The sequence below is a fragment of the Sulfitobacter sp. G21635-S1 genome, from assembly GCF_027213915.1.
Classification (GTDB): Bacteria; Pseudomonadota; Alphaproteobacteria; order Rhodobacterales; family Rhodobacteraceae; genus Sulfitobacter.
On record NZ_JAPWGV010000034.1, the window covers coordinates 1 to 22176 of the forward strand.

A 22176-nucleotide genomic window follows, 5' to 3' on the forward strand; every position below is an offset into this window, starting at 1 on the left:
GTGAAGCGCTAAAGTGAATTTCCAGCGCTTCAGTTTCAGCTTACTGCTTCAATTGAAATCGGGAACTAAACGCGACAACGGCTGCCGGGCCCGAAGGCCTGGCGCGGCGCGCCGGTGGTGACAGAAAGCACCGCGCGCTTGCCCCGGAAATGACCGCTGTCATAGCGCTTGCTGCTGGAGTAGAGGCCCCCGCTGACGAACACCCGGTCAAACCATCCCTTGAGGATTGCAGGCGGGCCGTGCCACCACAGGGGAAACTGAAAGACAACCAGATCGGCCTGTTCGAGATTGGCAATTTCAGTCTCTATCACGCCCGGCAATGTGCCGTTTTGCCACGCGTGCCGTTGCTCGTTCAGCGCGGCAAAATGCGCCATGTCCGCGCGATCGGGATAATTGGCGGGCTTCTCGACCGGATCGAAACCCGATTGGTAAAGATCGGATATCGTGACGGTATCGCCGCGTTGTTGCAGCGCCTGCTGTGCCGCCTTGGTCAGGGCCCCGTTGTAGGATGATGGTTCCGGATGGGCATGGATGATGTGCACATGCATCTTTGGTCACCTGCTGTTTGCCAATGTCTCAGGATCATCTATTGTTCAATCCTGTTTTCACAGCTGACGAATCTGCAAGGTAATATTGCACGGATGAACAACGAGCTTGACTGGGGTGACTACCGGATCGTGCTGCAAATCGCCGACGCCGGATCATTGAACAAGGCCGCGCGGCTGGCAGGTCTCAGCCATCCAACTGTATTTCGCCGGATCAATGTCATCGAAGCCAAACTGGGCGTCCGTCTGTTCGAGCGTTTCAGGTCAGGCTACCGGCCGACAGCCGCCGGAGAAGAGATCGTTGCCATAGCGCGCCAGATTGCCGATCTGACAAATGAGACTGAGCGACGTTTGTCGGGTGGTGATCTGCGCCCCTCCGGCGTGGTGCGGATTGCCACCACAGACACTCTTTTACACGCATTGCTGACCCCGGTGCTGTCAGAGTTCCGGAGACTGGCACCCGAAATCGTGCTTGAGATCAGTGTATCGAACGAAATATCCGACCTGAGCCTGCGCGAGGCCGATATCGCCATCAGACCCGCAGCGGCCCCGGCAGAGCATCTGGTCGGGCGCAAACTGGGCGTCATACGGCAAGCTGTATATGGGCGGCATGATCTGCAGGCAAAGGGTGCGGTGACGGACCCTGATCAGCCTTTGGCATGGATCGGACCAAGCCCGGCGATGCCCTATCCTCAGTTGCACGCATGGATGAAAAATCACGCCAACGACAAGATGGTTGTCTGTCGGATGAATTCCGTGCTGGGCATCTATGCCGCGGTACAGGCCGGCATTGGCGTCGCGGTTCTGCCTGCTTACCTGGCCGGGCGCGACGCCAGGCTGACGCGCCTTGAGGATGATATAGATGAGATCGCCGTTGATCTGTGGCTCCTCACCCACGCCGACCTGCGGCACACGGCGCGCGTGCGTGCGGTTTTGGATTATCTGGCCAGTTCCGATTCCATCCGGGCACAGCTTGAACCTTGAAGAACTAATGCCGAAAGATAACGCTCGGCACCCGTACCTCACCCATCGTTTCAAGCGCAATGCGGTGGCGTCCGCGCCACTGCACAGGGATTGGCATCTTGCTGGTTTCAGATATCAGGTTTCCGCCAAAAACCGATTGGCCCGCTGCGTCACCGCTTCCAGCACCCGCCGGGTTGTGTCGAGATCATCTGCCGGAAGCTCGGCGAAAAGGCCACTGGTAATGCCGCGAACTGCGTCGCGCAGGGGTTCAAACACCGCACGGCCCTCAGCAGAAAGGGCAAGAGCGCTGTCGCCTTCGATGTGACCGCGCTGGATTATCGCATGCAACAGGTCCGCTTCATCGCCCAGCGCAACCACCTTGGCCGCGGCGATCTGCCGGAGCAGCACGGCCTTATCCGGCGCGGTGGCCCCGGACACTATTGTCAGGGTCACCCATTCTTCAAAGCGCAGTCCGGCGCGATCCAACTGGTGTTTCAGAACCGCTTGCAGCGTGCGTTCGGCCTCGCCGATAAAGCGGGTAAGCGGAGGGGTTGGTTTCATGTTGGTCTCTACTGGTTGAGGATGTTTTGCGGTTCAATCTGACTTTTGATGCAGCTGCGGTGAATTTGCCAGCCGGATTGGGTTCATCGCTTCACAGTGGGATGCGCTGTGATCCGCTGGTCAGGCTGTCTCCTTACGCAAGAGGATGACGGTTCCAGCCGGATCCGGGGTCCAATGCCCGATGACCTCTGCCTGTGGCTCCAACTCGTCGCGGCGCCGACGGCCAGAACCGAAAGCGCCGCGTCGTCGTCAAACGGCGTGCGAAATGACTCGCCGTGGGAACCGGTGGCATTTGTATTTGACCGGCGGGCCCGGCATCCGTTCTGCCCATTCACAGTTCAAGTTGCCGACAATCGCACCGGTTTACCCTGGCATCGCCTTTTGATCCATTTCAAGCCAGCCGCATCAACAGCCCCGCCATCAGCTTTGCCCGCGTGGTCAGGCTATCCACCTGAATATGTTCTTTCAGCGTATGCAGCCCCGCGCCCAGAACCCCCAGTGAATCCAGCGTTGGAATACCCATGGCGCCGGTGAAATTGCCATCGGACCCGCCGCCCTGACTGCGGCCCTGCATCTCAAAGCCAAGCTCTTTGGCAATGTCCTTGGCGATGTCGAAAATCTTGGCAGTGCCGGGCGTGTCGGGCCGCCAGACCGGGCGCGTCACGCCGCGTTCGACGATGAATTCGACACCGTTCATATCCCCCTGAAGCGCCAACATGCGTTCGACCCCGGCATCAAGGTCTTCCTGTTTCTTGGCCATGCTCAGCGCCTCTGCCGCGCAGGAGGAGGAGACACAGTTCACCCATTGACCCGCATGGATCACCCCCACGCTGAAGGTGCAGTCCGGTCCGGTCATATCCTCGATCTCGCCGATCTTGCGGGCCATTGCGGCGATGGCGGACTTGCCATCGGAGAGACGCGCACCCGCGTGGCTGGGCTGACCCTTGGTCATGAGGTTGAAACGCGCGATGGCATAGCGGCCGATCGTCACGCCGCCATCGTCATGGCCCGGTTCGGGCACCAGGACATATGCATTGCGCGCGGCCTCGGCCTCGATCAAATCACGGGTGGACGGGGTGCCGACCTCTTCATCCGGGGTGAACAGGACCGTCACGGGCAAGGGCGTCTGAAGACCGGCGGCGATCAGCTTTCGGATCGCGTCGAGCGCGATATAGTTACCGCCCTTCATGTCCATCAAGCCGGGGCCGTAGCAGATATCTCCATCGCGTTTGAACGGCAGGACATCCAGCGTGCCGATGGGATGCACCGTATCCATATGCCCTGAAATCAGGATCCCGGGTTTGCCCATGTCGGGATGCGGAAACCGTGCCCGGACCGAACCGCCAAAACCCATCCGCCCGGGAATGCGCTCGACCGTCGCGCCAAGCGCGGCCATCTCGTAGGCTGCAATGTCCATCATGCGGTTGACGGCTGCCGCGTCAAAAGTGGGGCTTTCACATTCGATCCAGGGTTTCAGCCCGGTCAGCATCTCATCCGTGTCAAAGGGAAGTTCGAGAGGGTTCATCACATGTCCTTTCAGTTGGCCAGACGGCGTTCGACGATACGCGCCATCACTGAAGCGCCGACGGGCAGAACTTCAGGATCGAGGAAGAAACTGGGGTTGTGCAGCCCGGTCGTGCCGGAGTGACCGATCCGGCAATAGGCGCCGGGCACGACCTTGAGCATATCGGCGAAATCCTCTGACCCGGTGGCGGGTTCATCGGTGCCGCTGATGTTCTCGCGCCCCACGATGTCCGCTGCCGCTTCCATATAGGCATCCGACAGGTCAGCATCGTTCATCAGGACGTCAAAGATGTTGCGCAGATCAATGTTGATGGTGACGCCGTAAGCGGTGGCAAATCCGGCGCAGAGCTCGCGCATGCGGGTCTCGGCCAGTTGACAGACTTCGTCCTTGAAATAGCGGATGGTCCCCGCCAGCGATGCGGAGTCGGGCACCACGTTATATGCCGATCCGGAATGGATCTGCGTCACCGACAACACACAGGTGTCCAGTGGCGCAATATTGCGTGACAGGATTGTCTGCAGACTGCCCACCAGGTCGGAGGCAATCACCAGCGGATCGCGCGACTGGTGCGGCATTGCCGCGTGGCTGCCCTTGCCCTGGATGGTGATGTCGAAAAACGATGCCCCCGCCATCGCGGCCCCCTTGCAGATACCGACTTTGCCGGCCTCGCCATTCGGCATGTTGTGCATCCCGTAAATCTCGTCACAGGGAAAGCGCTCGAACAGCCCGTCCGCCAACATCCCCCGCGCACCGCCCAATCCCTCTTCGGCAGGTTGAAAGATCAGCACGGCGGTGCCGGCGAAATCGCGGGTGGCGGCCAGATGCCGCGCCGCGCCCAGCAGCATGGTGGTATGCGCGTCATGCCCGCAGGCGTGCATCACACCCGGATTGGTCGAGGCATAGGCAAGGTTGGTTTCCTCGTTGATCGGCAGCGCATCCATGTCTGCGCGCAGCCCGATCCGGCGGGCGCCCTCGCGGTTGCCCCTGATGATACCGACAACACCAGTCCCCGCGATGCCTGTGTGAATCTCGTCAACGCCATAGGCCTTGAGCTTTTCGGCGACAACACCGGCGGTGCGGTGCTCGGTAAAGCCGATCTCGGGATGGGCGTGCAGATCCTTGAAGATCGCCTCCAGCTCTTCCGTGCTGTCGGCAATGATGGGCATGACATTCATGTGGTGGTCTCCATTGTGTTATTCAGCCGCCTCTGCAAAGGGGCGGAAGTTCGCGAAATCCCAATGCCGCCCGGGAGCGGCCTTGATCAGCGCCTTGGTGTAATCCTGCTGAGGCGATCCCAGCACCTGTGCGGCGGGGCCGTATTCGACAACCTTGCCGTATTGCATCACCAGAACATCGTCGCAGATCTGCGCTGCCACGCCGAGGTCATGGGTGATGAACAATATGCCCAGCCCCAGCCTTTCCTGAAGTTCCGCCAGCAGGTCCAGCACCTGCGCCTGAACCGAAACATCCAGCGCTGACACCGCCTCGTCCGCGACCAGAACGTCGGGGTCCATCGCCAGCGCACGGGCAATCGCGATGCGCTGGCGCTGGCCGCCGGAAAACTGGTGTGGAAAGCGGTTCACCGCGCTGGCGGGCAGGCCCACCAGTTCCAGCAACTCACGCGCGCGCGCCAGCGCCTTGTCCTTCGGCACACCGAAATTCAGCGGCCCTTCGATGATCGACTGGCCGATCTCGATGCGCGGGTTCAGCGAGCGCATCGGGTCCTGAAACACGATCTGGATGTTCTTGCGCTCGGGCTTCAGTTCCTTTTGCGTCAGCTGCGCGATATCCGTGCCGCCCACGCGGATCGCCCCCGATGTCGGGTCGATCAGCCGCATGATGCAGCGTGCAACCGTGGTCTTGCCCGATCCGCTTTCACCCACGATGCCAAGCGTCCGGCCCTTGGGCAGGCTGAAGGAAACATCCTGAGCCGCCTTGACCTCGCGGCCCTTGCGGAACAGCCCGCCACCGCCATAGGTCTTGCACAGGTCCTTCGCCTCCAGCACCACGTTGTCCGACGTCCTGGGCCGCGCCATGCGGGGCACCTGGCTGGGAACAGAGCGCAAGAGGTCGCGGGTGTATTCTGTCTTGGGACGGCGCAGGAGGTCGTCCAGCTTCTGCGTCTCCATCACCTCGCCCAGCTTGAGCACGGTAACATCATCCGCGATCTCGGACACGACACCCATGTCATGCGTGATGAACAACACCGCCGCGCCCTGTTCTTCTCGCAACTCGCGGATCAGACTGAGGATCTGCGCCTGTGTCGTCACGTCCAGTGCGGTCGTGGGTTCATCGGCGATCAGAAGCTGTGGCCGCATGACCAGCGCCATCGCAATCATGATCCGCTGGCGCTGCCCACCCGACAATTGATGCGGAAAGCTGCGGTACATCTTGTCCACGTCCGGCAGATGCACCTGTTCCATCATTTCCTTCACCCGGGTCTTTCGGGCGGATTGCGACAGGTCCGAATGGAATTCCAGCACTTCCTCAATCTGCTGGCCGACACGGGCGACCGGGTTCAGCGCCGTCATCGGTTCCTGAAAGATCATGGACATGGAGGTGGCCCTGAGCGCGCGCAACCGCGACTGTTTCGCCCCCAGCAACTCCTCCCCCTTCAGCTTGATCGACCCTGCAATGGGTTTCAGCACTGGCGGCAGCAGACCCATGGTCGCAAGTGCGGTCAATGACTTGCCCGAGCCGCTTTCCCCGACAAGGCAGGTGGTCTGGCCCGCCTCGATGCTCAGGTCCAGCCCCTTGACCACCTGGCTGTCCCTGTCGCCGTTCAGTGCGATCCGCAGGTCGGAAATTTCAAGAAGGCTCATCTTTCGATACCCCGTTTCGCCATGCGCGGATCAAGTGCGTCGCGCACCGCGTCACCCAGAAGGTTGATGGACAGGATGGTGATCGACACCACCAGGCCGGGCCAGAGCACGATGCCCGGGTTGATCTGGAAATAGATCCGCCCCTCGGCCATGATATTTCCCCAGCTCGGCGTCTCGGGGTTTATCCCCGCGCCAAGAAAGCTCAGGATCGCCTCGGTCAGGATGGCGCTGGCACAGATATAGGTGCCCTGGATGATCAGCGGCGCGATGGTGTTTGGCACCAGGTGGCGGCGCATGATGATCCAGGTCGGGGTCCCGGCGGCAATCGCCGCCTCGACATAGGGTTCTTCGCGCGCCGACAACACCAGCGACCGGACCAGCCGCACCACGCGCGGCACCTCCGGGATGGTGATCGCAACCAGCACGGTCCACAGGCTCGCGCCCCAAAGCGACACGATGGCAATGGCGAGCAGGATCGACGGGATAGCCATGAGCCCGTCCACCATCCGCATCAGCATCGCGTCGATCCAGCGGATGTAACCCGCCAGCAGACCCAGCAGCAGGCCCAGCACCACGGCAAAGATCGCCGCCGCCACCCCCACGACAAGCGAAATCCGCCCGCCATAGATGATGCGCGAGAACAGGTCGCGGCCATAGGCGTCCGTGCCAAGCCAGAATTCCTCGCTTGGCGGTTTCAGGCGCACCCCCGGCGACAGGCGCACAGGGTCGTGCGGCACAATCCATTGCGCCAGCAGCGCCGACAGAACGATGATCAGCAGAATACCGGCGGCGATGGTGACCAGCGGGCCGGAAAAGACAATCTCCCGCGCGCGGGCCAGCGCGGTGACGCGGGCGGGAACGACAGAGGACGCGGATTGATCGGTCATGTGTATCGGATCCTCGGGTCAAGCAGGACGTAGGCAATGTCGATCAGCAGGTTGATCACGACATAGATGAGAGAGGCGAGCAGGATCACCGCCTGGATCACCGGGTAATCGCGGCTCAGCACGGCATCGACCGTCAGCCGCCCCAGGCCCGGCAGGTTGAACACCGATTCCGTCACCACCACCCCCGAGATGATCAGTGCAAAGCCGATGCCGATCACCGTGATGATCGGCACGGAACAATTGCGCAGCGCGTGGCGCATGAGCACCTTGCGTTCGGGCAGCCCCTTGGCCCGCGCGGTGCGCACGTAATCGTCACCCAGGATCTCCAGCATCGAGGTACGCGTGATCCGTGCGATCAATGCGATATAGAGCAAGGTCAGCGTCACTGTCGGCAGGGCAATCCGGTGCAGGAATGGTCCGACACCATCGCCGATGGGTTTGAACCCCTGCACGGGGAACCAGCCGAGTTGCATGGAGAAAAGCGAGATCATCAGGTAGCCGATGACAAAGACCGGAACAGAAAAGCCCAGCACCGACAACAGCATCACGAAACGGTCGATCAATGTGCCCTGCTTCCACGCGGCAATGACACCCAGCGGCACGGCGATCAGCACCGACAGGATGATGGTGGTCAGCGCCAGGCTGATGGTCGGCTCCATCCGGTCCGCGATCAGGTTCAGCACCGGCTTGCCGGACAGGATCGAGGTGCCGAAATCGCCGCGCAGCAGGTCACCGATCCAGCTGAAGAACTGCACCAGCAGCGGATCGTTCAGCCCCAACGAGTCGCGGATCGCCTCAAGCTGTGCAGGCGTCGCGGTATCCCCCGCGATGATCGCCGCCGGGTCGCCCGGGGTCAGTCGCAACAGCAGAAAGACGAAGAGCGCGACAAAGGCCATCACCGGGATCGCGGCCAGGATGCGCTGCACGATGTAGACAACCATCGGAAGTCCTTTCGGAATGCATTCGAATGAGGTGTCCGGCCCCGCGCATATAACGCGAGGCCGGTGTCGCATCAGTTCTTGCTGATGTTCCAGAACAGCGGCGCGGGCGCGTCCAGCACACCCTCAAGGTTGTTGGACCATGCCGTCGGAACGAAGTACTGGCCGATCGGGGCATAGATGCCCTCCTCATAGGCCAGGGCCTGAATTTCCTCGGCCAGACCCTTCTGTTCTTCCAGCGTCGCGGCTGTGGCATAGGCCGTACGCAGCTCTTCCAGCTTCGGCACATCCGGCCAGCCGAACCAGCCGCCATCGGGGCCCTTGCCGTTGACCATGTTGTTCACCAGGGGGTTGAACACATCCGCGCCCACCCAGTTGGTCATGAACATGTGCCAGCCGCCATCCGCGATGGAGGCCTGCGACGCGCGCTTGCCGACCAGGGTCTGCCAGTCCATCGCCTGCAGATCGACGGTAAAGCCCGCGTCCCGCATCGCCTGCGCCACCACGACAGGCTGCGAACGCAGAGTGCTCACATCTGTCGGGTGCATGACGACGATGGGCGTGCCGTCATAACCCGCCTCTTCCAGCAGCGCCTTGGCCTGGTCCATACCGTTGCCTTGCGTCAGCGTCTCGGAGCCGACATCGCTGGCCAGCGGCGTATCGCAAACAAACATCGCGCCACATATCTTGTAGAGGTCCGGGTTGCCCACGAGCGCATCCAGAACGTCTTTCTGGTTCACTGCGGCAATGGCGGCCTTGCGGATTTTCGGATCGTCCATCGGCGCATTCAAAGTATTGGGCCGCATGATCGTCTGAAAGCCAAGCGCGTTGAGGTTCTTGACCGTCACATCGGGGTTGGCATCGAGGATCGGCAAAAGGTCAGAAGGCGGGCTTTCCCAATAGTCGATCTCGCCCGCCTGAAGCGCGTTCAACGCGGTCTGATCATCAGCCATCACGACCCATTCGACGCGATCCACCTTGACGACCTTGCCGCCCGATGCCCAGCTTGCCGGTTCGTCACGCGGCACGTAGTCCTCGAACTTTTCATAAACCGCGATGACGCCGGGCTGGTATTCATCCGCCACCCATTTGAACGGGCCAGAGCCGATCTGCTCCGGAATAGGCTCTGTAGAGGGCGTTTCCGCCAGCCGCTTGGGCATGATGAACGGCACGTTCGACGAAGGTTTCGCCAGGCTGTCGATGACCAGGCCGTAGGGTTCCTTCAGGTTGATGACGAACTGATTGGGGCTGTCGCCCTGCGACATGCTTTCGACAAAGGACATCAGCACCTGTCCCATTCCGTCGCGTTCGCCCCAGCGCTTGATCGACGCCGCAACATCCTCTCCGGTGACATCTGCGCCGTCATGAAACTTCAATCCGTCGCGCAGGGTAAAAGTATATGTCAGCCCGTCTTCGGACACTTCGTGGCTGTCGACCATCTGCGGCTGCGGCACCAGATCGGAATCCAGCGCATAGAGCGTGTCAAAGATCATGTAGCCGTGGTTCCGGCTCATGTAAGCGGTGGTCAGGATCGGGTCCAGCACCCGAAGGTCAGAGTGCTTGACCGCGCGCAGCGTTTGCGCGTCCACGGCCCCGGACATCATGGCAAGACCCGCCAGCGCCGCAGAGAACAGGGACATGCGGAATCCGGTTCCCGATTTTGTGAAATTCAGCAGTTTCATTGGTAACTCCCGTTGGTTGGTGTCATCGCGAGGCTTTTGCCCCTGTTTTCGTTTCTTGATCTTCCTTGGCTATGTCGTCGCTCCTTTCATCTGTCTGTGCCGCCGCAGGTCAGGCGGCAGTCGGTGCCTCGAAAACCCGCCCCAGAGGCTCCAGCCTCATGCCGGGGGCGAGGTTCTTGAACGGCAGGCTTGCCGGGCTGACCGGCATCGGGCCGGGGGCCGTGCAGGTCAGGATCGTTTCTGCGATGCCGTCGAAATCGGCCCGAAAATGCACCGAGCTCTTGTTGACAAGTATCGCCTGTTTCTCCGGTTCGATCCCGACAAAGCGATACATCTCGCGATCGGCCATCTGCGCCTTGTTCGTGGTGACCACCACGCGCACGTCGCCGATACGCAGGCAGGCGGAAGGACCCATGTCCAGGGGCGCGCCGCCATAGAACGGTCCCTTCGCCACCAGTTTGCCGTCAGACAGGGCCTCGACCGTAAAGCGCCCCTCGAACGGCGTGTCGCCCGCTATGCCCGAGAAACCGCCAAGTGCGATTTCTATTTCGGCCCCCTGCCCCGCTTCGTGTGCTGCCGCTGCTGCGCGCGGATCGACCATATTGCCCAGGGCCGCCCGTTGCGCCCCCCGTGCGACCAGCGCGCGCAACATCCCCGTGGTGTTGCTGTCGCCCCCCGCGCCGGGATTGTCCTGCGTATCCGCAATCACCACCGGACGGCTTGCGCCACGGGCAATGCGCATCGCCTCGTTTACACCCGCCTCAGGCTCAAAGGTCTCTCCCGCCAGCTCCGGCTCCGCCGCCAGAACGGCCTGCTCTATGGCATCCGCCGCGCGATCTGCATCGGCTTGCGTTTCACCATAGCATATCACGGTCGGACCACAGCCGGGAAAATCCGCCGCCGGAAAGCCGAAGAAGAACGACGTGCTGGCCACGCCGCCACCCTCCTGTTCCGCGACCAGTTCGTAAATCCGCTGCCCCGGTTGCGCCCTTGTGCTCTGCCAGGCGATCGGCACCAGGAAGGGCAGCCGCCGGAACGCCGCGGCAAAGGGCGCCCCCCGCGCCATCAGCGCATCCAGTTGCGCCGCGGCCCGGTGCCCCGTCTCGGCCATGTCCACATGGGGATAGGTACGAAACCCCACCAGCACGTCGGCCGCATCCACCATATCCTGGGTGATGTTTCCATGCAGGTCGAGAGCCGCGGCAATCGGGACATGCGGCCCCACCACCTTGCGCAGGCGCTTGAGCAGCCGGCCCTCGCCATCGTCCTCGTGTTCCGCCACCATCGCGCCATGCAGGTCGATAAAGACACCGTCCAGCGCGCCGGCCCCCGCAATGCCCGAAACTATCTCGTCACTGATGCTTTCATAGGCATCTTTTGAAACATGGGCCGACGGTATGGCACCCGCCCAGAGGATTGGCACCATCTCCCAGCCCGCCGATTCGCCAAACTGGACCGCGCCGCCAATTCCAAGGTTGATGTCGCGCCCCTGGCTCAGAACGGCCTTCCCACGGGCCAGGGGCATGTAACCACCCCCCTGCACAAAGTCCGCCATGCGCGCTTTCGTAGGCGCGAAAGTGTTTGTTTCATGTAGAAATCCGGCCAGCGCCACGCGCTTTGACATCTTGTTTCCCCCGACTGGTGCTGACGGCGGTCCGACCTCGGCCCGCTTGTCCGTCGCCCACAGAAGTATTGCAAGACAATACAACTACATCGTATAGAAATCGTATGCCGCCGCCTTACCTGGCGTCAATGCCGCTGTGTCAGGAAAGCGATAATGTTCAGGAATACGATACGCGCCGAAACCGGCCGCTCCGCCAATCTGGAAGAGGAACGCGCCAGCCCGCTTTTCGTCCGATCCGTGGAAAAGGCGATGGCGGTGCTGTCGGCCTTTCACCAGACCGAAGGGCCCCTGACCCTCTCTGAAGTCGCATCACGTGCCGGGCTCGACCGCAGCGCGGCCCAGCGGATGGTCCATACCATGCGCGCCCTTGGCTACATCAGCCGCGACGCAAACGGGCACGGCTATGTCCCCGGCGTCAGCATCCTGGATCACACGCTCGATTTTCTGCGTCTGAATCCGCTGGTACGGCAGGCCACACCGGTCCTGCAGGAACTGCGCACCACGGTGCGCGAACGGATCGACCTGTCGCTCTTCGATGACCTCCGTATGGTCTATGCCGTGCGTCTCCAGACCAAGCGTCAGACCTTCAACGCCTCTATCGTCGGCCACAGCGTGCCGACATTCTGCACCTCCGGCGGGTTGGCCATCCTGGCCCGCCTGCCCGAAGACACCGCCCGCGATCTTGTCGCCCGCTCGGACAGGCGGCCCTTCACCCCGAACACGATGACCGAAATTGACGAAATCATGCAGGCTGTCGAACAGACCCGCGCACAGGGCTATGCGCTTGCACTGAACCAGATCCTGTCAGGCGAAATCGCCATGGGTTTTGCGATCCTCGACAGCAAGGGCGCACCGGTCGCCGCCATTCACATCGCAGGCTCGCTTGCCGAGTGGACCCCCGAAGAGTTCCGCGCCCGCACCGCACCGCTTGGCCAGCAGGCCGCCCGCGCCCTCAGCAAGTACTGATCTTCCCCAGGAGACATCCCATGACAACGATCAAACTGCCCGGCCTCTCGGCCCCTGCCAGCATCTCAATCGACACATGGGGCATGGCGCATATCCGCGCGGAGACCCAGCAAGACGCTTTTTTCCTCCAGGGGTTCAACGCCGCGCGCGACCGGCTCTGGCAGATTGACCTCTGGCGCAAGCGCGGGTTGGGCCTGCTGGCCGCCGACTTCGGGCCCGGCTATCTGATGCAGGACCGCGCCGCGCGGTTGTTTCTCTATCGCGGAGAGATGGATCGGGAATGGGCCGCCTATGGCGAAGATTCCCGGGAAATCTGCACGGCTTTCGCCGCAGGCATCAATGCCGCTGTCGATCTGGTGCTTGCGGGTGACCTGCCCCTGCCGCCCGAATTCGCCGAGTTAGGGACTGAACCGGCCCATTGGCTGCCCGAGGATGTGGTGCGCATCCGCACCCATTGTCTCGCCCGCAACGCGGCGTCGGAACTGGCGCGTCTGCAGGTCCATACCCTTGCCGACCCGGAAACCGATCTCTTGCGTGTGCCCCTGTCCCCTCCCGTGCCGGACAGCGAATGGGACGTCACAACCGACAAGCGCCTGCCTTCAGATGCGCTGGCGGTCTACGAGCTTGCCACGGCACCCGTGACCTTCCAGCGCGCCCGGCTCGACGCAACGCTGGAAGAGGCACCGCTATGGTCCAGTGTCGACGCGCGAAAGACCGTGCAGCGCGCAACACCACCCGAAGGCTCTAACAACTGGGCCATTGCGCCGGGCCAGACGGACACCGGTCGCGCCATCATGGCAAGCGACCCGCACCGCGCCCATGCCGCACCCTCCCTGCGCTACATGGTCCATCTCACCGCGCCAGGCCTCGACATAATCGGTGCGGGAGAGCCCTCTTCTCCCGGCATCATGGCCGGCCACAACGGCACCGCGGCCTTCAGCCTCACGATCTTCTGCGCTGATCAGGAGGACGTCATGGTTTACGACCTGACCGAGGACGGCAACGCCTACCGCTTTGGCACCGGGACCGAGGCGATCACCTGGGTGGAAGAGAAATTTGCGGTGAAAGATGCGCCGGAACAGTCTCTAACCCTGGGCTTTACCCGTCACGGCCCATTGGTCCATGCGCGGGACAATGTCGGCGTCGCTGTCCGCACTGTCTTTACCGATCCGGGCACGTCGCCCTATATGGGGTCTCTCAAATCCATGCGCAGCACCAGCGCGCCAAACTTCCGCAAGGCACTTGCCACATGGGGCGCGCCCTCGGTCAACATGGTCTATGCCGATACCACCGGCGATATCTGCTGGCAGGCGGCGGCCTATGTCCCGCGCCGCTCCGGCTGGCGCGGCCTGACCCCGGTGCCGGGCGATGGCCGCTTTGAATGGCAGGGATACATGACCGCCGAGGACCTGCCCGCCATTACCAACCCCAAGCGCGGCTTTGTCCATTCCGCGAACGAGATGAACCTGCCGGACACCTGGGATCACGATGCCCGGCCCGTCGGCTTTGAATGGTTCGAGGACGGCCGCGCCGACCGCATCGCCGATGTGATCGCCAGGGGTGGTGCCCGAAACGTGGCCGACAATTGCGCATTGCAAACCGATACCTATTCGGCCCTGGCCGAAGAGCTTTGCGCGATGCTGCCCGCCAGCGCCCTCTCCCCGGCCCGAGGATTGCTGCAGGCCTGGGACGGCTATGCGCGGGCTTCTTCCGCCGCCGCGCTTCTTTATGAGATCTGGTTGTCCCGGCACCTGCGCCCCGCCCTGCTGGATCGGGTGGCGGAGGATCCCGCCCTGCGCGCCGTTCTTGTTCCGGGCAGCGTGCCTACCGTCCTGCGCCTGCTGCGCGGCGATCTTCCAGGCCTTGCTGCCCGGGCAGCACCGGACCGCGATGCGCTTCTGGCCGGCACGCTGCAGACCGCCTGGGATGAAGCCTGCGAAACCTACGGCAAGGACACCACCAGATGGCAATGGGGCGACCTGCACCAGGGCTATTTCATTCACGCGCTGACCCCGATCGGCGGCAAGCAGGATATCGGCCCCCTGCCGACCGGCGGGGCGGGTGGCACCGTGATGCTGGGCCACTACGAAGCGGCGGACTACCGGGTGACCATCGGCGCCTCGGTCCGCATGGTTGTGGACGTGGGCGCATGGGACAACAGCGTCTGGATCAACACGCCCGGCCAGTCCGCCCTGCCGGACAGCCCCCACTACGCCGATCTGGCGCCACTCTGGGCTGCGGGGGATTACGTGCCGATGCTCTATTCGGCGGAAGCCGTGGATTCCGCGACCAGATCCCGGATCAACCTAGTCCCTTAAAGGGTTCAAACCGCACCATTGCGCGATGAACAGCGCCAGAACCACCGTCAGCTTGCGGATCGATTCCAGTTCGACCCGTTCATCGAAGCCGTGAATGTTCTGTGCTGTAGGCCCGATGCAAAAGGCCGGAATGTCATAGTAGAGACCATAAAACCGCGTGTCCGTCAGCGCCGTCATCTTGTGCTCGGCGATCTGCGCGCCCGCACCCATGACCTGCGCGTGGGCCGCGCGCATCACCGCCAGCGCCGGGTCGGCGTCGGACCCCAGCACGTATCCTTCGGCCTGGAAACCGTTCCAGATCACCTCGGGCGGGTTGTTGGACAGGAAAGGATGGTCGCGCGCCGCTCCCGACACGCGGGCCTCGATCTCGGCCTTGGCAGCCTCCAGATCCTGCCCCGGCAGCACGCCCATCCGGCAGTCGATGTCGCACCAGGCCGGCACGCTTGATGCCCAGTCCCCGCCCTCGATCTTGCCCGCATTGAAGTTCAGCGGATGCGGCACGTCATGATAGACCGGGTCCTGCGCCGCGCGCGCGTTCCACTCCGCCTCCATTTCTTTCAAGGCGGCAAGAATATCATAGCCCGCCATGATCGCGTTCGACCCTTCGCCCGCGACCGACACATGCACCGGCTTGCCCCGCACCCGTAGCCGAAACCAAAGTGCCCCCACCTGAGCGCGGTTGATCGTCAGGCTCGATGGCTCCGGCAGAACCGCGACATCGGCGCGGTAGCCCCGCTGCAGGGTCGAAAGCGCGCCAAGTCCCGTGCTTTCCTCCTCGATTACCGACTGGAAATGCACGGTCGCCGCAGGCTCGAACCCGGCGGCCTTGACCGCATCCAGCGCGTAAAGGGCGGCGACCGTGCCGGCCTTCATGTCTCCTGCCCCTCGGCCGTTCATCCAGCCGTTCTCGATCACCGGGTCGAAGGGGTGATACTTCCACATCTCGACCGGCCCGGTCGGCACCACGTCCAGATGCCCCTGCAGGATCAGCGAACGCCCTTTTGTCCGGGCACTGTGATGGCTGCCGACCACACTGCGCGCGCGTGAAAAATCACCGTGGATCGGCCCGAACCCCGGCAGGTGCTCAAGGTCTTCCAGCCGGATCGTCCAGTCATCCACCTTGTAGCCCCGTTGCCGCAGCGCCTGCGCCATGAAATCCTGGGCGGCACCTTCCTCGAACCTCAGGCTCGGGATTGCGACGAAATCCGCCAGAAACCCGACCTGGGCCTCGAACCCCGCATCGACGGCTTTGGTGATCCGCTCCAAAGCGCCATCCGGCAGTGGAAGGGTTGTGCTGTCCGTGGTCATTGAAAGCTCCTGCAATCGGTTTCGCCCAGACTTGGCCCAATACAGGGCCGCGTCAATCGCCCAGACCGCCTTCGGCTTCAATCTCCGTCACGTCCTGATCGGAACCAGGCAAGGAAAGCACGATGTCAGGTCGCGAGCTGTTCAAAAAGCCGCGCAACCGCCTCTGCCCCCGGATCCACGTGACCGTCCAATTGTTCGGCACTGATATAGGAGGCCCGCCCCGCCTTTGCCTTCGTGATTGTCGCGGTATGAGCCGCACCGCTCCGCGCGGCGAGGGCCGCATCGGCAAGGCCCTTGGCTTCCAACTCGTCCAGCGCGGGCTTCAGCGCATCGACCATGGTGCGGTCGCCGATCTGTGCGCCCCCGATCTTCTGCATGCGGGCCAGACCCTCCTTGAGTGACGCGATCATGCCAAGCCCGCTCGAAGCTGCGTCCCCCGCAGCGGTAAAGAAGATTGCCAGCAATACGCCGGAGGACCCGCCCATCGTCTGGCTCAGTTCCTGACCGATGGCCCGGAAAAGCTGCGTATGGTCCGCCAACGGCATCCGGTCCAGCGCGTCGATCAGTGCCCGCGCCGCGCCTGCCAGTGTCGAACCGGTATCGCCGTCCCCGGATTTCGCGTCGAGCGCGTTCAGGTCTGCCTCCGCCGAGATCAGAACCTTACAGCATTTGGTCAGGAAGGCGGCCGTGTCCTTGTGCTGTGACGGGATCGGCTGGATCGGGCGCAGACCGTCGGGCAATTCCACCACGGAAACGGGTTTGATCGCCTTGCAGCCGGGCCACGCCGACGGGCTGCAAGGCGCGGCAAGCAATGCCTGGTCTTCTGCCGAATATGCATAAACAGAGACTGAAAAGCCCCGCATGTCGAGCGAGGTCATCAGCGATGCAGGCCCCACGATCAGCTTGAGGTTCTTGCCAATATCCGATTGCGTCAGGTCATTGGCCAGGATCGACATTTCAAGCACCGAGGCACCGCCAAGGTTGTTCAACAAGACGACATGGGGCTTGGATTTCATGACCTTTGCCAGCTTTTCGGTGACGGCAGCAACCGCCTGCCGCGCGTTCTGATACGCGATCTGCTGAACCCCGGCCTCCCCGTGAATTCCCAGTCCCAACTCTGCCTTTCCCGCGCCGATGCGGTTTTCCTTGGGTGAACCCGGCACGGTACATGTGTCCAGGGACATGCCGATGGTGCTGGTTCCGGCAATGACCCGCTCGGCTGCCGAGGTGATCTTGTCCAGCGGTTCACCGCTTTCGGCCAGGGCGCCCGCAATCTTGTGCACGAAAAGCGTGCCGGCGACGCCCCGCGGCTGCGGAAGATCGGGCAGCGCAATGTCGTCATCGACGATCACCATGTTGACCTTGAGCCCGAAAGCCCGCGCCCGTTCCGCCGCGAGGCCAAAGTTCAGCCGGTCGCCGGTGTAGTTCTTGACGATCAGCAGGCATCCGGCCGGGCCGGTCACCGCCAGTATGCCCGCCAGCACGGCATCCACGGAGGGGGATGCAAAAACATCCCCGCATACCGCAGCCGTCAGCATCCCCTTGCCAACGAACCCGGCATGGGCAGGCTCATGGCCCGACCCGCCCCCGGACACCAGCGCCACTTTTGATTTGTCCCAATCCGCCCGCACCACCACGCGGATGTGCGGATAACCGTCGAGACGGGCCAGTTCGCCACCAGAAGCCTGCAGAAGCCCGTCGATCGCCTCGGTGACGGTTGCTTCCTTTTCGTTGATGAATTGAGCCATGGTATCCTCCCTCAGGCCAGACGAGCGCCGGACGCGTCAAAGTAAAAAGGTTTCTCGGGCCGAATCTTGACCCGATCTCCCGGTTTCAGCTCTGTGTGCGCATCGGTCACGGTGACGATATCGTGCGATTTGAAACGCAGGTGCAGTCGTGTCTGGTCGCCCAGTCGCTCGACCCGCTCGACGCGGCTTTCCTCGCCATCGCCCTGGCGGATCTGTTCCGGTCTCAGCCCGATCGTCTTTGCCCCTTCCGGCGCCCCGCCGAATACCTCTGCGGGCAGCACGTTGATCCGCGGCTGGCCCAGCCTGCTTGCCGCGTAGATGCTGACCGGCTGTTCGTAGATTTCGCGCGGCGGGCCGAACTGCACCAGGCGCCCCTTGTCCAGCACACCCACATGTGTGGCCATCGTCATCGCCTCGATCTGGTCATGGGTCACATAAAGCAGCGTGGCGCCGGAATCGGCCTGAATGGACTTCAATTCGACCCTCAGATCGGCGCGCAGCTTGGCATCCAGCGAGCTGAGCGGTTCATCCATGAGGAACACCGCAGGATCGCGCACCAATGCACGCCCGATGGAAACCCGCTGCATTTCCCCGCCCGAAAGCGCGGTCGCCTTGTTGTCCAGCTTGTGGGAGATTTGCAGCATCTCGCCCACCTCACCGACCTTGCGGTCGATCTCTTTCTGCGATGTCTTCAAGATCGGGGATTTCAGGGGGAATTCCAGATTCTGCCGGACCGTCAGATGCGGGTAGAGCGAGTATTGCTGAAACACCATCGCCACGTCACGCTGGGCCGGCATCAGCCCGGCCATGTCGCGCCCGCCGATCATGACCGTCCCGAGATCAGGCGTATCAAGCCCGGAAACCATCCGCAGTGTCGTCGTCTTTCCCGCGCCCGTGGGACCAAGCAGCACCACGAATGAGCCATCGGGCACCGTCATCGTGACATCACTCAGCGCGACATCATTCCCATATCGTTTGGTAATTCCCGTCAAGGTGACCTCAGCCATGGTCCAGCACTCCTGCATTGGCTTGCGACCGCAGCGCGCGACCTTCCTGCTGGTCGAACAGCGTGATGGTCCGCGCGTCGAACCGCAGGCCTGTCGTCGTCCCCACGTCCACCCGCGCCGCGCTGGCGACGCGGGCCTTGAGGGGCCCGTTGGCCGTGTCCAGCGTCACGATCTGGGTGGTCCCGAGATATTCCGTCGCCATCACCCGTCCCCGGTACGGCGCGTCATCATCCAGGGTCACATGTTCGGGCCGAACGCCCAGCGTCAGTTTCCCCTTGGCCCCCTCAATGCTCGGGGGAACCTTCACCTCGACATCGTTCAATCGGACCTCATCGCCACCGGCACCGATCACGCCTTCGAAATCGAGAAAATTCATCGGCGGCGAACCGATGAACTGTGCCACGAACCTGGTCGCGGGCCAGTCGTAGATGTCCTGCGGCACCCCGAACTGCTCAACCACCCCATGGTTCATGACCACGATCTTGTCGCCCATTTGCATCGCCTCAAGCTGATCATGGGTCACATAGACAGTTGTCGCCTTCATCCTGTCGTGCAAGGCGCGCAATTCCTCCGACATGCGTTCGCGAAATTCGGCATCCAGTGCGCCAAGCGGCTCATCCATGAGAAACGCCTTGGGGTCGCGCACGATGGCCCGCCCCAGGGCCACCCGCTGACGGTCCCCGCCCGACAGGCCGCCCACGGGCCGGTCCAGAATATCGGTAACGCCAAGGATTTCGGCAACCTCCTCGACCTTGGCCTTGATCCTTGCTCTCGGCATCCCCTGGCTTTTCAGCGGATAGCTGATGTTGCCCCGCACGTTCATATGCGGGTAGAGCGCGAACATCTGGAAAACAAAGGCAATGTCCCGCTGGCTCGCCGGTTTCTGGCCAACCTCTTCGCCGTCGATGAAAATGCGCCCCGAAGTGGGCAATTCCAACCCTGCCATCATGCGAAGGGTCGTGGTCTTGCCGCAACCCGAAGGCCCGAGAAGCATGAAGAACTCGCCGTCCTCGATCGTGAAGGTCGAGGACTTCACCGCATTGAAGCTGCCGAAATCCTTGCGCAGGTTCTCAATCCGTATCTGTGCCATGCGACTACTCCGGAAAATGGCTGACGATGATGAACATCACCGTGCCTGTCAGCGTGACGATGAACGAATAGGTGTAGAGCCCCAGGAAGAATGGCTGCATCAGCATCACCACCCCTGCCGCGATCAGGATCGTCGCCAGCATTTCCCAGGGGCCGCGGAGGAATATCCGCGCGGCGGGATGCGCGCGATACCCTTCGTCCGGTTGCCCGCGCGTATCGGTCACTTCCGGCTTCGGGGTGCCTTTGCGCTCACGCTCCATCTGGGCTTCGGTCAGGCTCTCGTCGGGGTCGAAAGGTGAATTGCTCATTTGCGAACGGCTCCGAATGTGATCCCGCGCAGCAGGTGCTTGCGCAGCAGGATCGTGAAAATCATGACCGGGACGAGGAATATCGTCGCCCCCGCTGCAACAGCGGGCCAGTCCTTGCCGGAGGTGCCGATGATGGTCGGGATGAACGGTGGTGCCGTCTGCGCCGTGCCCGATGTCAGCAGCACCGCAAAGGCATATTCATTCCACGCAAAGATCAGGCAGAATATCGCGGTCGATGCGATGCCCGTTGCCGCCTGCGGCAGCACCACCTTGTAGAATGCCTGGAACCGCGTGTAGCCGTCGATCAGCGCCGCTTCCTCGTATTCCACGGGGATCTCGTCGATGAAACCCTTGAGAAGCCAGACCGACAGAGACAGGTTCACGGCTGTATAGAGCAGGATCATTCCGAGGTGCGTATCGTTCAGGCCGAGGTTCCGAAACATCAGAAAGATCGGGATCGCCACGGCAATTGGCGGCATCATCCGCGTGGACAAGATGAAGAACAGAAGGTCATCCTTGAGCGGCACCCGGAAGCGGCTGAACGCATAGGCGGCGGCTGTGCCAAGGATCATGCAAAGCGCCGTCGACCCGAAACCGATGATGATGGAGTTCAGGAACCGCTCGCCGTAGCGCGACGCACCGGTGATGACCGTGCCCTGATCCCGCGCGATCTGCTCGTACCAGGTTTCGGGCGGGCCTGCGGCTTCCAGCATGTCGCTGGTCGCGCGGGTGCGGTCCGTGAACAGGTTCACATAGCCTTCGAGCGTCGGCTCGAATACCACCTTGGGCGGATATGCGATGGAATCCGGCCCCGATTTGAAACCCGTCGCGATGATCCACAGCAGCGGCGCGATGGTAATCAGCGCATAGCAGACGACCAATACACCGGCGATCCACTTGATGCCCTTGCCAGGTTCCGTGATCGAATAGCTCATCGTTCTTTCACCTTGTTCAATGCCTTGACGTAGATGGAGGCGAGGCCGAAGACGGTGACGAACAGGATCACCGCATAGGCCGAGGAATAGCCCGTGCGCCATCTTTCGAAGGCTTCCCGCTTCAGGTCGATCGACGTGAGCGTCGTGGTATTCCCCGGGCCGCCTCCGGTCAGCTGCACCACCAGGTCGAACATCTTGAAATTCTCGATCCCGCGGAACAGCACGGCCAGCATCAGGAAGGGCAGCACCATCGGCACCGTGATTGTCCAGAACTGCCGCCACTTGCTGGCCCGGTCGCATTCCGCTGCCTCATAAATGCTGTCAGGAATGGACCGCAGTCCGGCCAGACAGATCAGCATCACAAAGGGGGACCACATCCAGGTATCCGCGATAACGATGGCCCAGGGCGCAAGATTCACGCTGCCGATCATCGAAAAGCTCGCCGGGTCGACTCCGGTGAAGAACGCGACCACGTAGTTGAACAATCCGATTTGCGGTTGGTAAAGGAAGGTCCAGAAGTTGCCGACCACCGCGGGCGACAGCATCATCGGAAAGACGATGATCGTGGTCCAGAGGTCGTTGCCCTTGAATTTCTTGTTGATCAGGAATGCCAGGAAAAAGCCGATCAGAACCTGGAACACGATGGTCCAGAACAGAAAATGCGCCGTTGCCTGCATCGTGGCCCAGATGTCCGGATCGGTCAGGATCCGTTCATAATTGCGCAGACCGACCCATTCGACATCGCGGTTCGGGCGGTTCACGCGGAAATCGGTAAAGCTGAGCCTGATCGTCCAGATCAACGGAAAGATATTTACGGCCAGCAGCAGAAAGATCGTCGGAGCCACGAAAAGCCATGCGATGCTGCGATCGGACAGACCCTTTATGCGGCGGGCCACGGTCTTGGGCGTGGCTCGGGCGAGCTTGTCGATGGAAGTGTCTGTCATTGATCC

Annotated in this window: 19 protein-coding genes; 3 read left to right on the forward strand and 16 right to left on the reverse strand. The window is 62.2% G+C overall.

Going from position 1 to position 22176, the window contains the following annotated elements; translation table 11 throughout:
- Nucleotides 1-65 precede the first annotated feature (65 nt).
- Nucleotides 66-548 (reverse strand): NAD(P)H-dependent oxidoreductase, encoded by a 483-nt coding sequence (locus tag O4H53_RS23840; protein WP_269367477.1) that lies wholly within the window; start codon nucleotides 546-548, stop codon nucleotides 66-68.
- A 93-nt stretch (nucleotides 549-641) separates the two neighbouring features.
- On the opposite strand from O4H53_RS23840, the gene O4H53_RS23845 reads away from it, so the two are divergent.
- Nucleotides 642-1529, forward strand: a complete 888-nt coding sequence (locus O4H53_RS23845; protein ID WP_269367478.1) for a LysR family transcriptional regulator — start codon at nucleotides 642-644, stop codon at nucleotides 1527-1529.
- A gap of 114 nt (nucleotides 1530-1643) precedes the next feature.
- On the opposite strand, the gene O4H53_RS23850 is transcribed toward O4H53_RS23845, so the two are convergent.
- The 8 genes from O4H53_RS23850 to O4H53_RS23885 all read right to left on the reverse strand — a co-directional run bounded on the left by O4H53_RS23850 (nucleotide 1644) and on the right by O4H53_RS23885 (nucleotide 11547).
- Entirely contained in the window at nucleotides 1644-2069 is a 426-nt protein-coding gene (locus tag O4H53_RS23850; protein ID WP_269367479.1) for a hypothetical protein, read from the reverse strand.
- A gap of 391 nt (nucleotides 2070-2460) precedes the next feature.
- Nucleotides 2461-3594: a M20/M25/M40 family metallo-hydrolase gene (locus O4H53_RS23855; RefSeq protein WP_269367480.1), complete on the reverse strand. Its 1134-nt coding sequence runs from the start codon at nucleotides 3592-3594 to the stop codon at nucleotides 2461-2463.
- 11 nt (nucleotides 3595-3605) lie between these two features.
- The gene (locus O4H53_RS23860; protein ID WP_269367481.1) at nucleotides 3606-4769 is read right to left on the reverse strand and encodes a M20 aminoacylase family protein; all 1164 of its coding nucleotides are present in this window, start codon (nucleotides 4767-4769) and stop codon (nucleotides 3606-3608) included.
- An 18-nt stretch (nucleotides 4770-4787) separates the two neighbouring features.
- On the reverse strand, nucleotides 4788-6416 hold the full coding sequence (locus O4H53_RS23865) for an ABC transporter ATP-binding protein (RefSeq protein ID WP_269367482.1): 1629 nt from the start codon (nucleotides 6414-6416) through the stop codon (nucleotides 4788-4790).
- A complete protein-coding gene (locus O4H53_RS23870) occupies nucleotides 6413-7303 on the reverse strand; it encodes an ABC transporter permease (protein ID WP_269367483.1) in 891 nt (296 codons plus the stop codon). Before O4H53_RS23870 ends, O4H53_RS23865 begins: the two co-directional genes overlap by 4 nt.
- Nucleotides 7300-8244, reverse strand: a complete 945-nt coding sequence (locus tag O4H53_RS23875) for an ABC transporter permease (protein ID WP_269367484.1) — start codon at nucleotides 8242-8244, stop codon at nucleotides 7300-7302. Before O4H53_RS23875 ends, O4H53_RS23870 begins: the two co-directional genes overlap by 4 nt.
- Nucleotides 8245-8315: 71 nt before the next feature.
- Nucleotides 8316-9923 carry an ABC transporter substrate-binding protein gene (locus O4H53_RS23880; protein WP_269367485.1) on the reverse strand — a complete coding sequence of 536 codons (1608 nt, stop codon included), beginning with the start codon at nucleotides 9921-9923 and terminating at the stop codon, nucleotides 8316-8318.
- A gap of 109 nt (nucleotides 9924-10032) precedes the next feature.
- Nucleotides 10033-11547: a M81 family metallopeptidase gene (locus O4H53_RS23885; RefSeq protein WP_269367486.1), complete on the reverse strand. Its 1515-nt coding sequence runs from the start codon at nucleotides 11545-11547 to the stop codon at nucleotides 10033-10035.
- 153 nt (nucleotides 11548-11700) lie between these two features.
- On the opposite strand from O4H53_RS23885, the gene O4H53_RS23890 reads away from it, so the two are divergent.
- Both O4H53_RS23890 and O4H53_RS23895 read left to right on the forward strand, forming a co-directional pair.
- Entirely contained in the window at nucleotides 11701-12513 is an 813-nt protein-coding gene (locus tag O4H53_RS23890; RefSeq protein WP_269367487.1) for an IclR family transcriptional regulator, read from the forward strand.
- Nucleotides 12514-12533: 20 nt separating this feature from the next.
- A complete protein-coding gene (locus O4H53_RS23895) occupies nucleotides 12534-14831 on the forward strand; it encodes a penicillin acylase family protein (protein ID WP_269367488.1) in 2298 nt (765 codons plus the stop codon).
- Here O4H53_RS23895 and O4H53_RS23900 read toward each other — a convergent pair.
- The 7 genes from O4H53_RS23900 to O4H53_RS23930 form a co-directional block, all read right to left on the reverse strand.
- Nucleotides 14820-16139: an ArgE/DapE family deacylase gene (locus O4H53_RS23900; RefSeq protein WP_269367489.1), complete on the reverse strand. Its 1320-nt coding sequence runs from the start codon at nucleotides 16137-16139 to the stop codon at nucleotides 14820-14822. The genes O4H53_RS23895 and O4H53_RS23900 overlap by 12 nt on opposite strands.
- Nucleotides 16140-16264: 125 nt before the next feature.
- Nucleotides 16265-17887 (reverse strand): dihydroxyacetone kinase subunit DhaK, encoded by a 1623-nt coding sequence (locus tag O4H53_RS23905; protein WP_269367490.1) that lies wholly within the window; start codon nucleotides 17885-17887, stop codon nucleotides 16265-16267.
- Between the two features lie 11 nt (nucleotides 17888-17898).
- Nucleotides 17899-18894, reverse strand: a complete 996-nt coding sequence (locus O4H53_RS23910; RefSeq protein WP_269367491.1) for an ABC transporter ATP-binding protein — start codon at nucleotides 18892-18894, stop codon at nucleotides 17899-17901.
- The gene (locus tag O4H53_RS23915; protein ID WP_269367492.1) at nucleotides 18887-19984 is read right to left on the reverse strand and encodes an ABC transporter ATP-binding protein; all 1098 of its coding nucleotides are present in this window, start codon (nucleotides 19982-19984) and stop codon (nucleotides 18887-18889) included. Before O4H53_RS23915 ends, O4H53_RS23910 begins: the two co-directional genes overlap by 8 nt.
- 4 nt (nucleotides 19985-19988) lie before the next feature.
- Nucleotides 19989-20291 (reverse strand): hypothetical protein, encoded by a 303-nt coding sequence (locus O4H53_RS23920; protein WP_269367493.1) that lies wholly within the window; start codon nucleotides 20289-20291, stop codon nucleotides 19989-19991.
- Nucleotides 20288-21226: a carbohydrate ABC transporter permease gene (locus tag O4H53_RS23925; protein ID WP_269367494.1), complete on the reverse strand. Its 939-nt coding sequence runs from the start codon at nucleotides 21224-21226 to the stop codon at nucleotides 20288-20290. Before O4H53_RS23925 ends, O4H53_RS23920 begins: the two co-directional genes overlap by 4 nt.
- Nucleotides 21223-22170, reverse strand: coding sequence for a carbohydrate ABC transporter permease (locus tag O4H53_RS23930; RefSeq protein ID WP_269367495.1), 948 nt, complete (start codon nucleotides 22168-22170; stop codon nucleotides 21223-21225). The genes O4H53_RS23925 and O4H53_RS23930 overlap by 4 nt, the downstream gene beginning before the upstream one ends.
- Nucleotides 22171-22176: the final 6 nt, after the last annotated feature.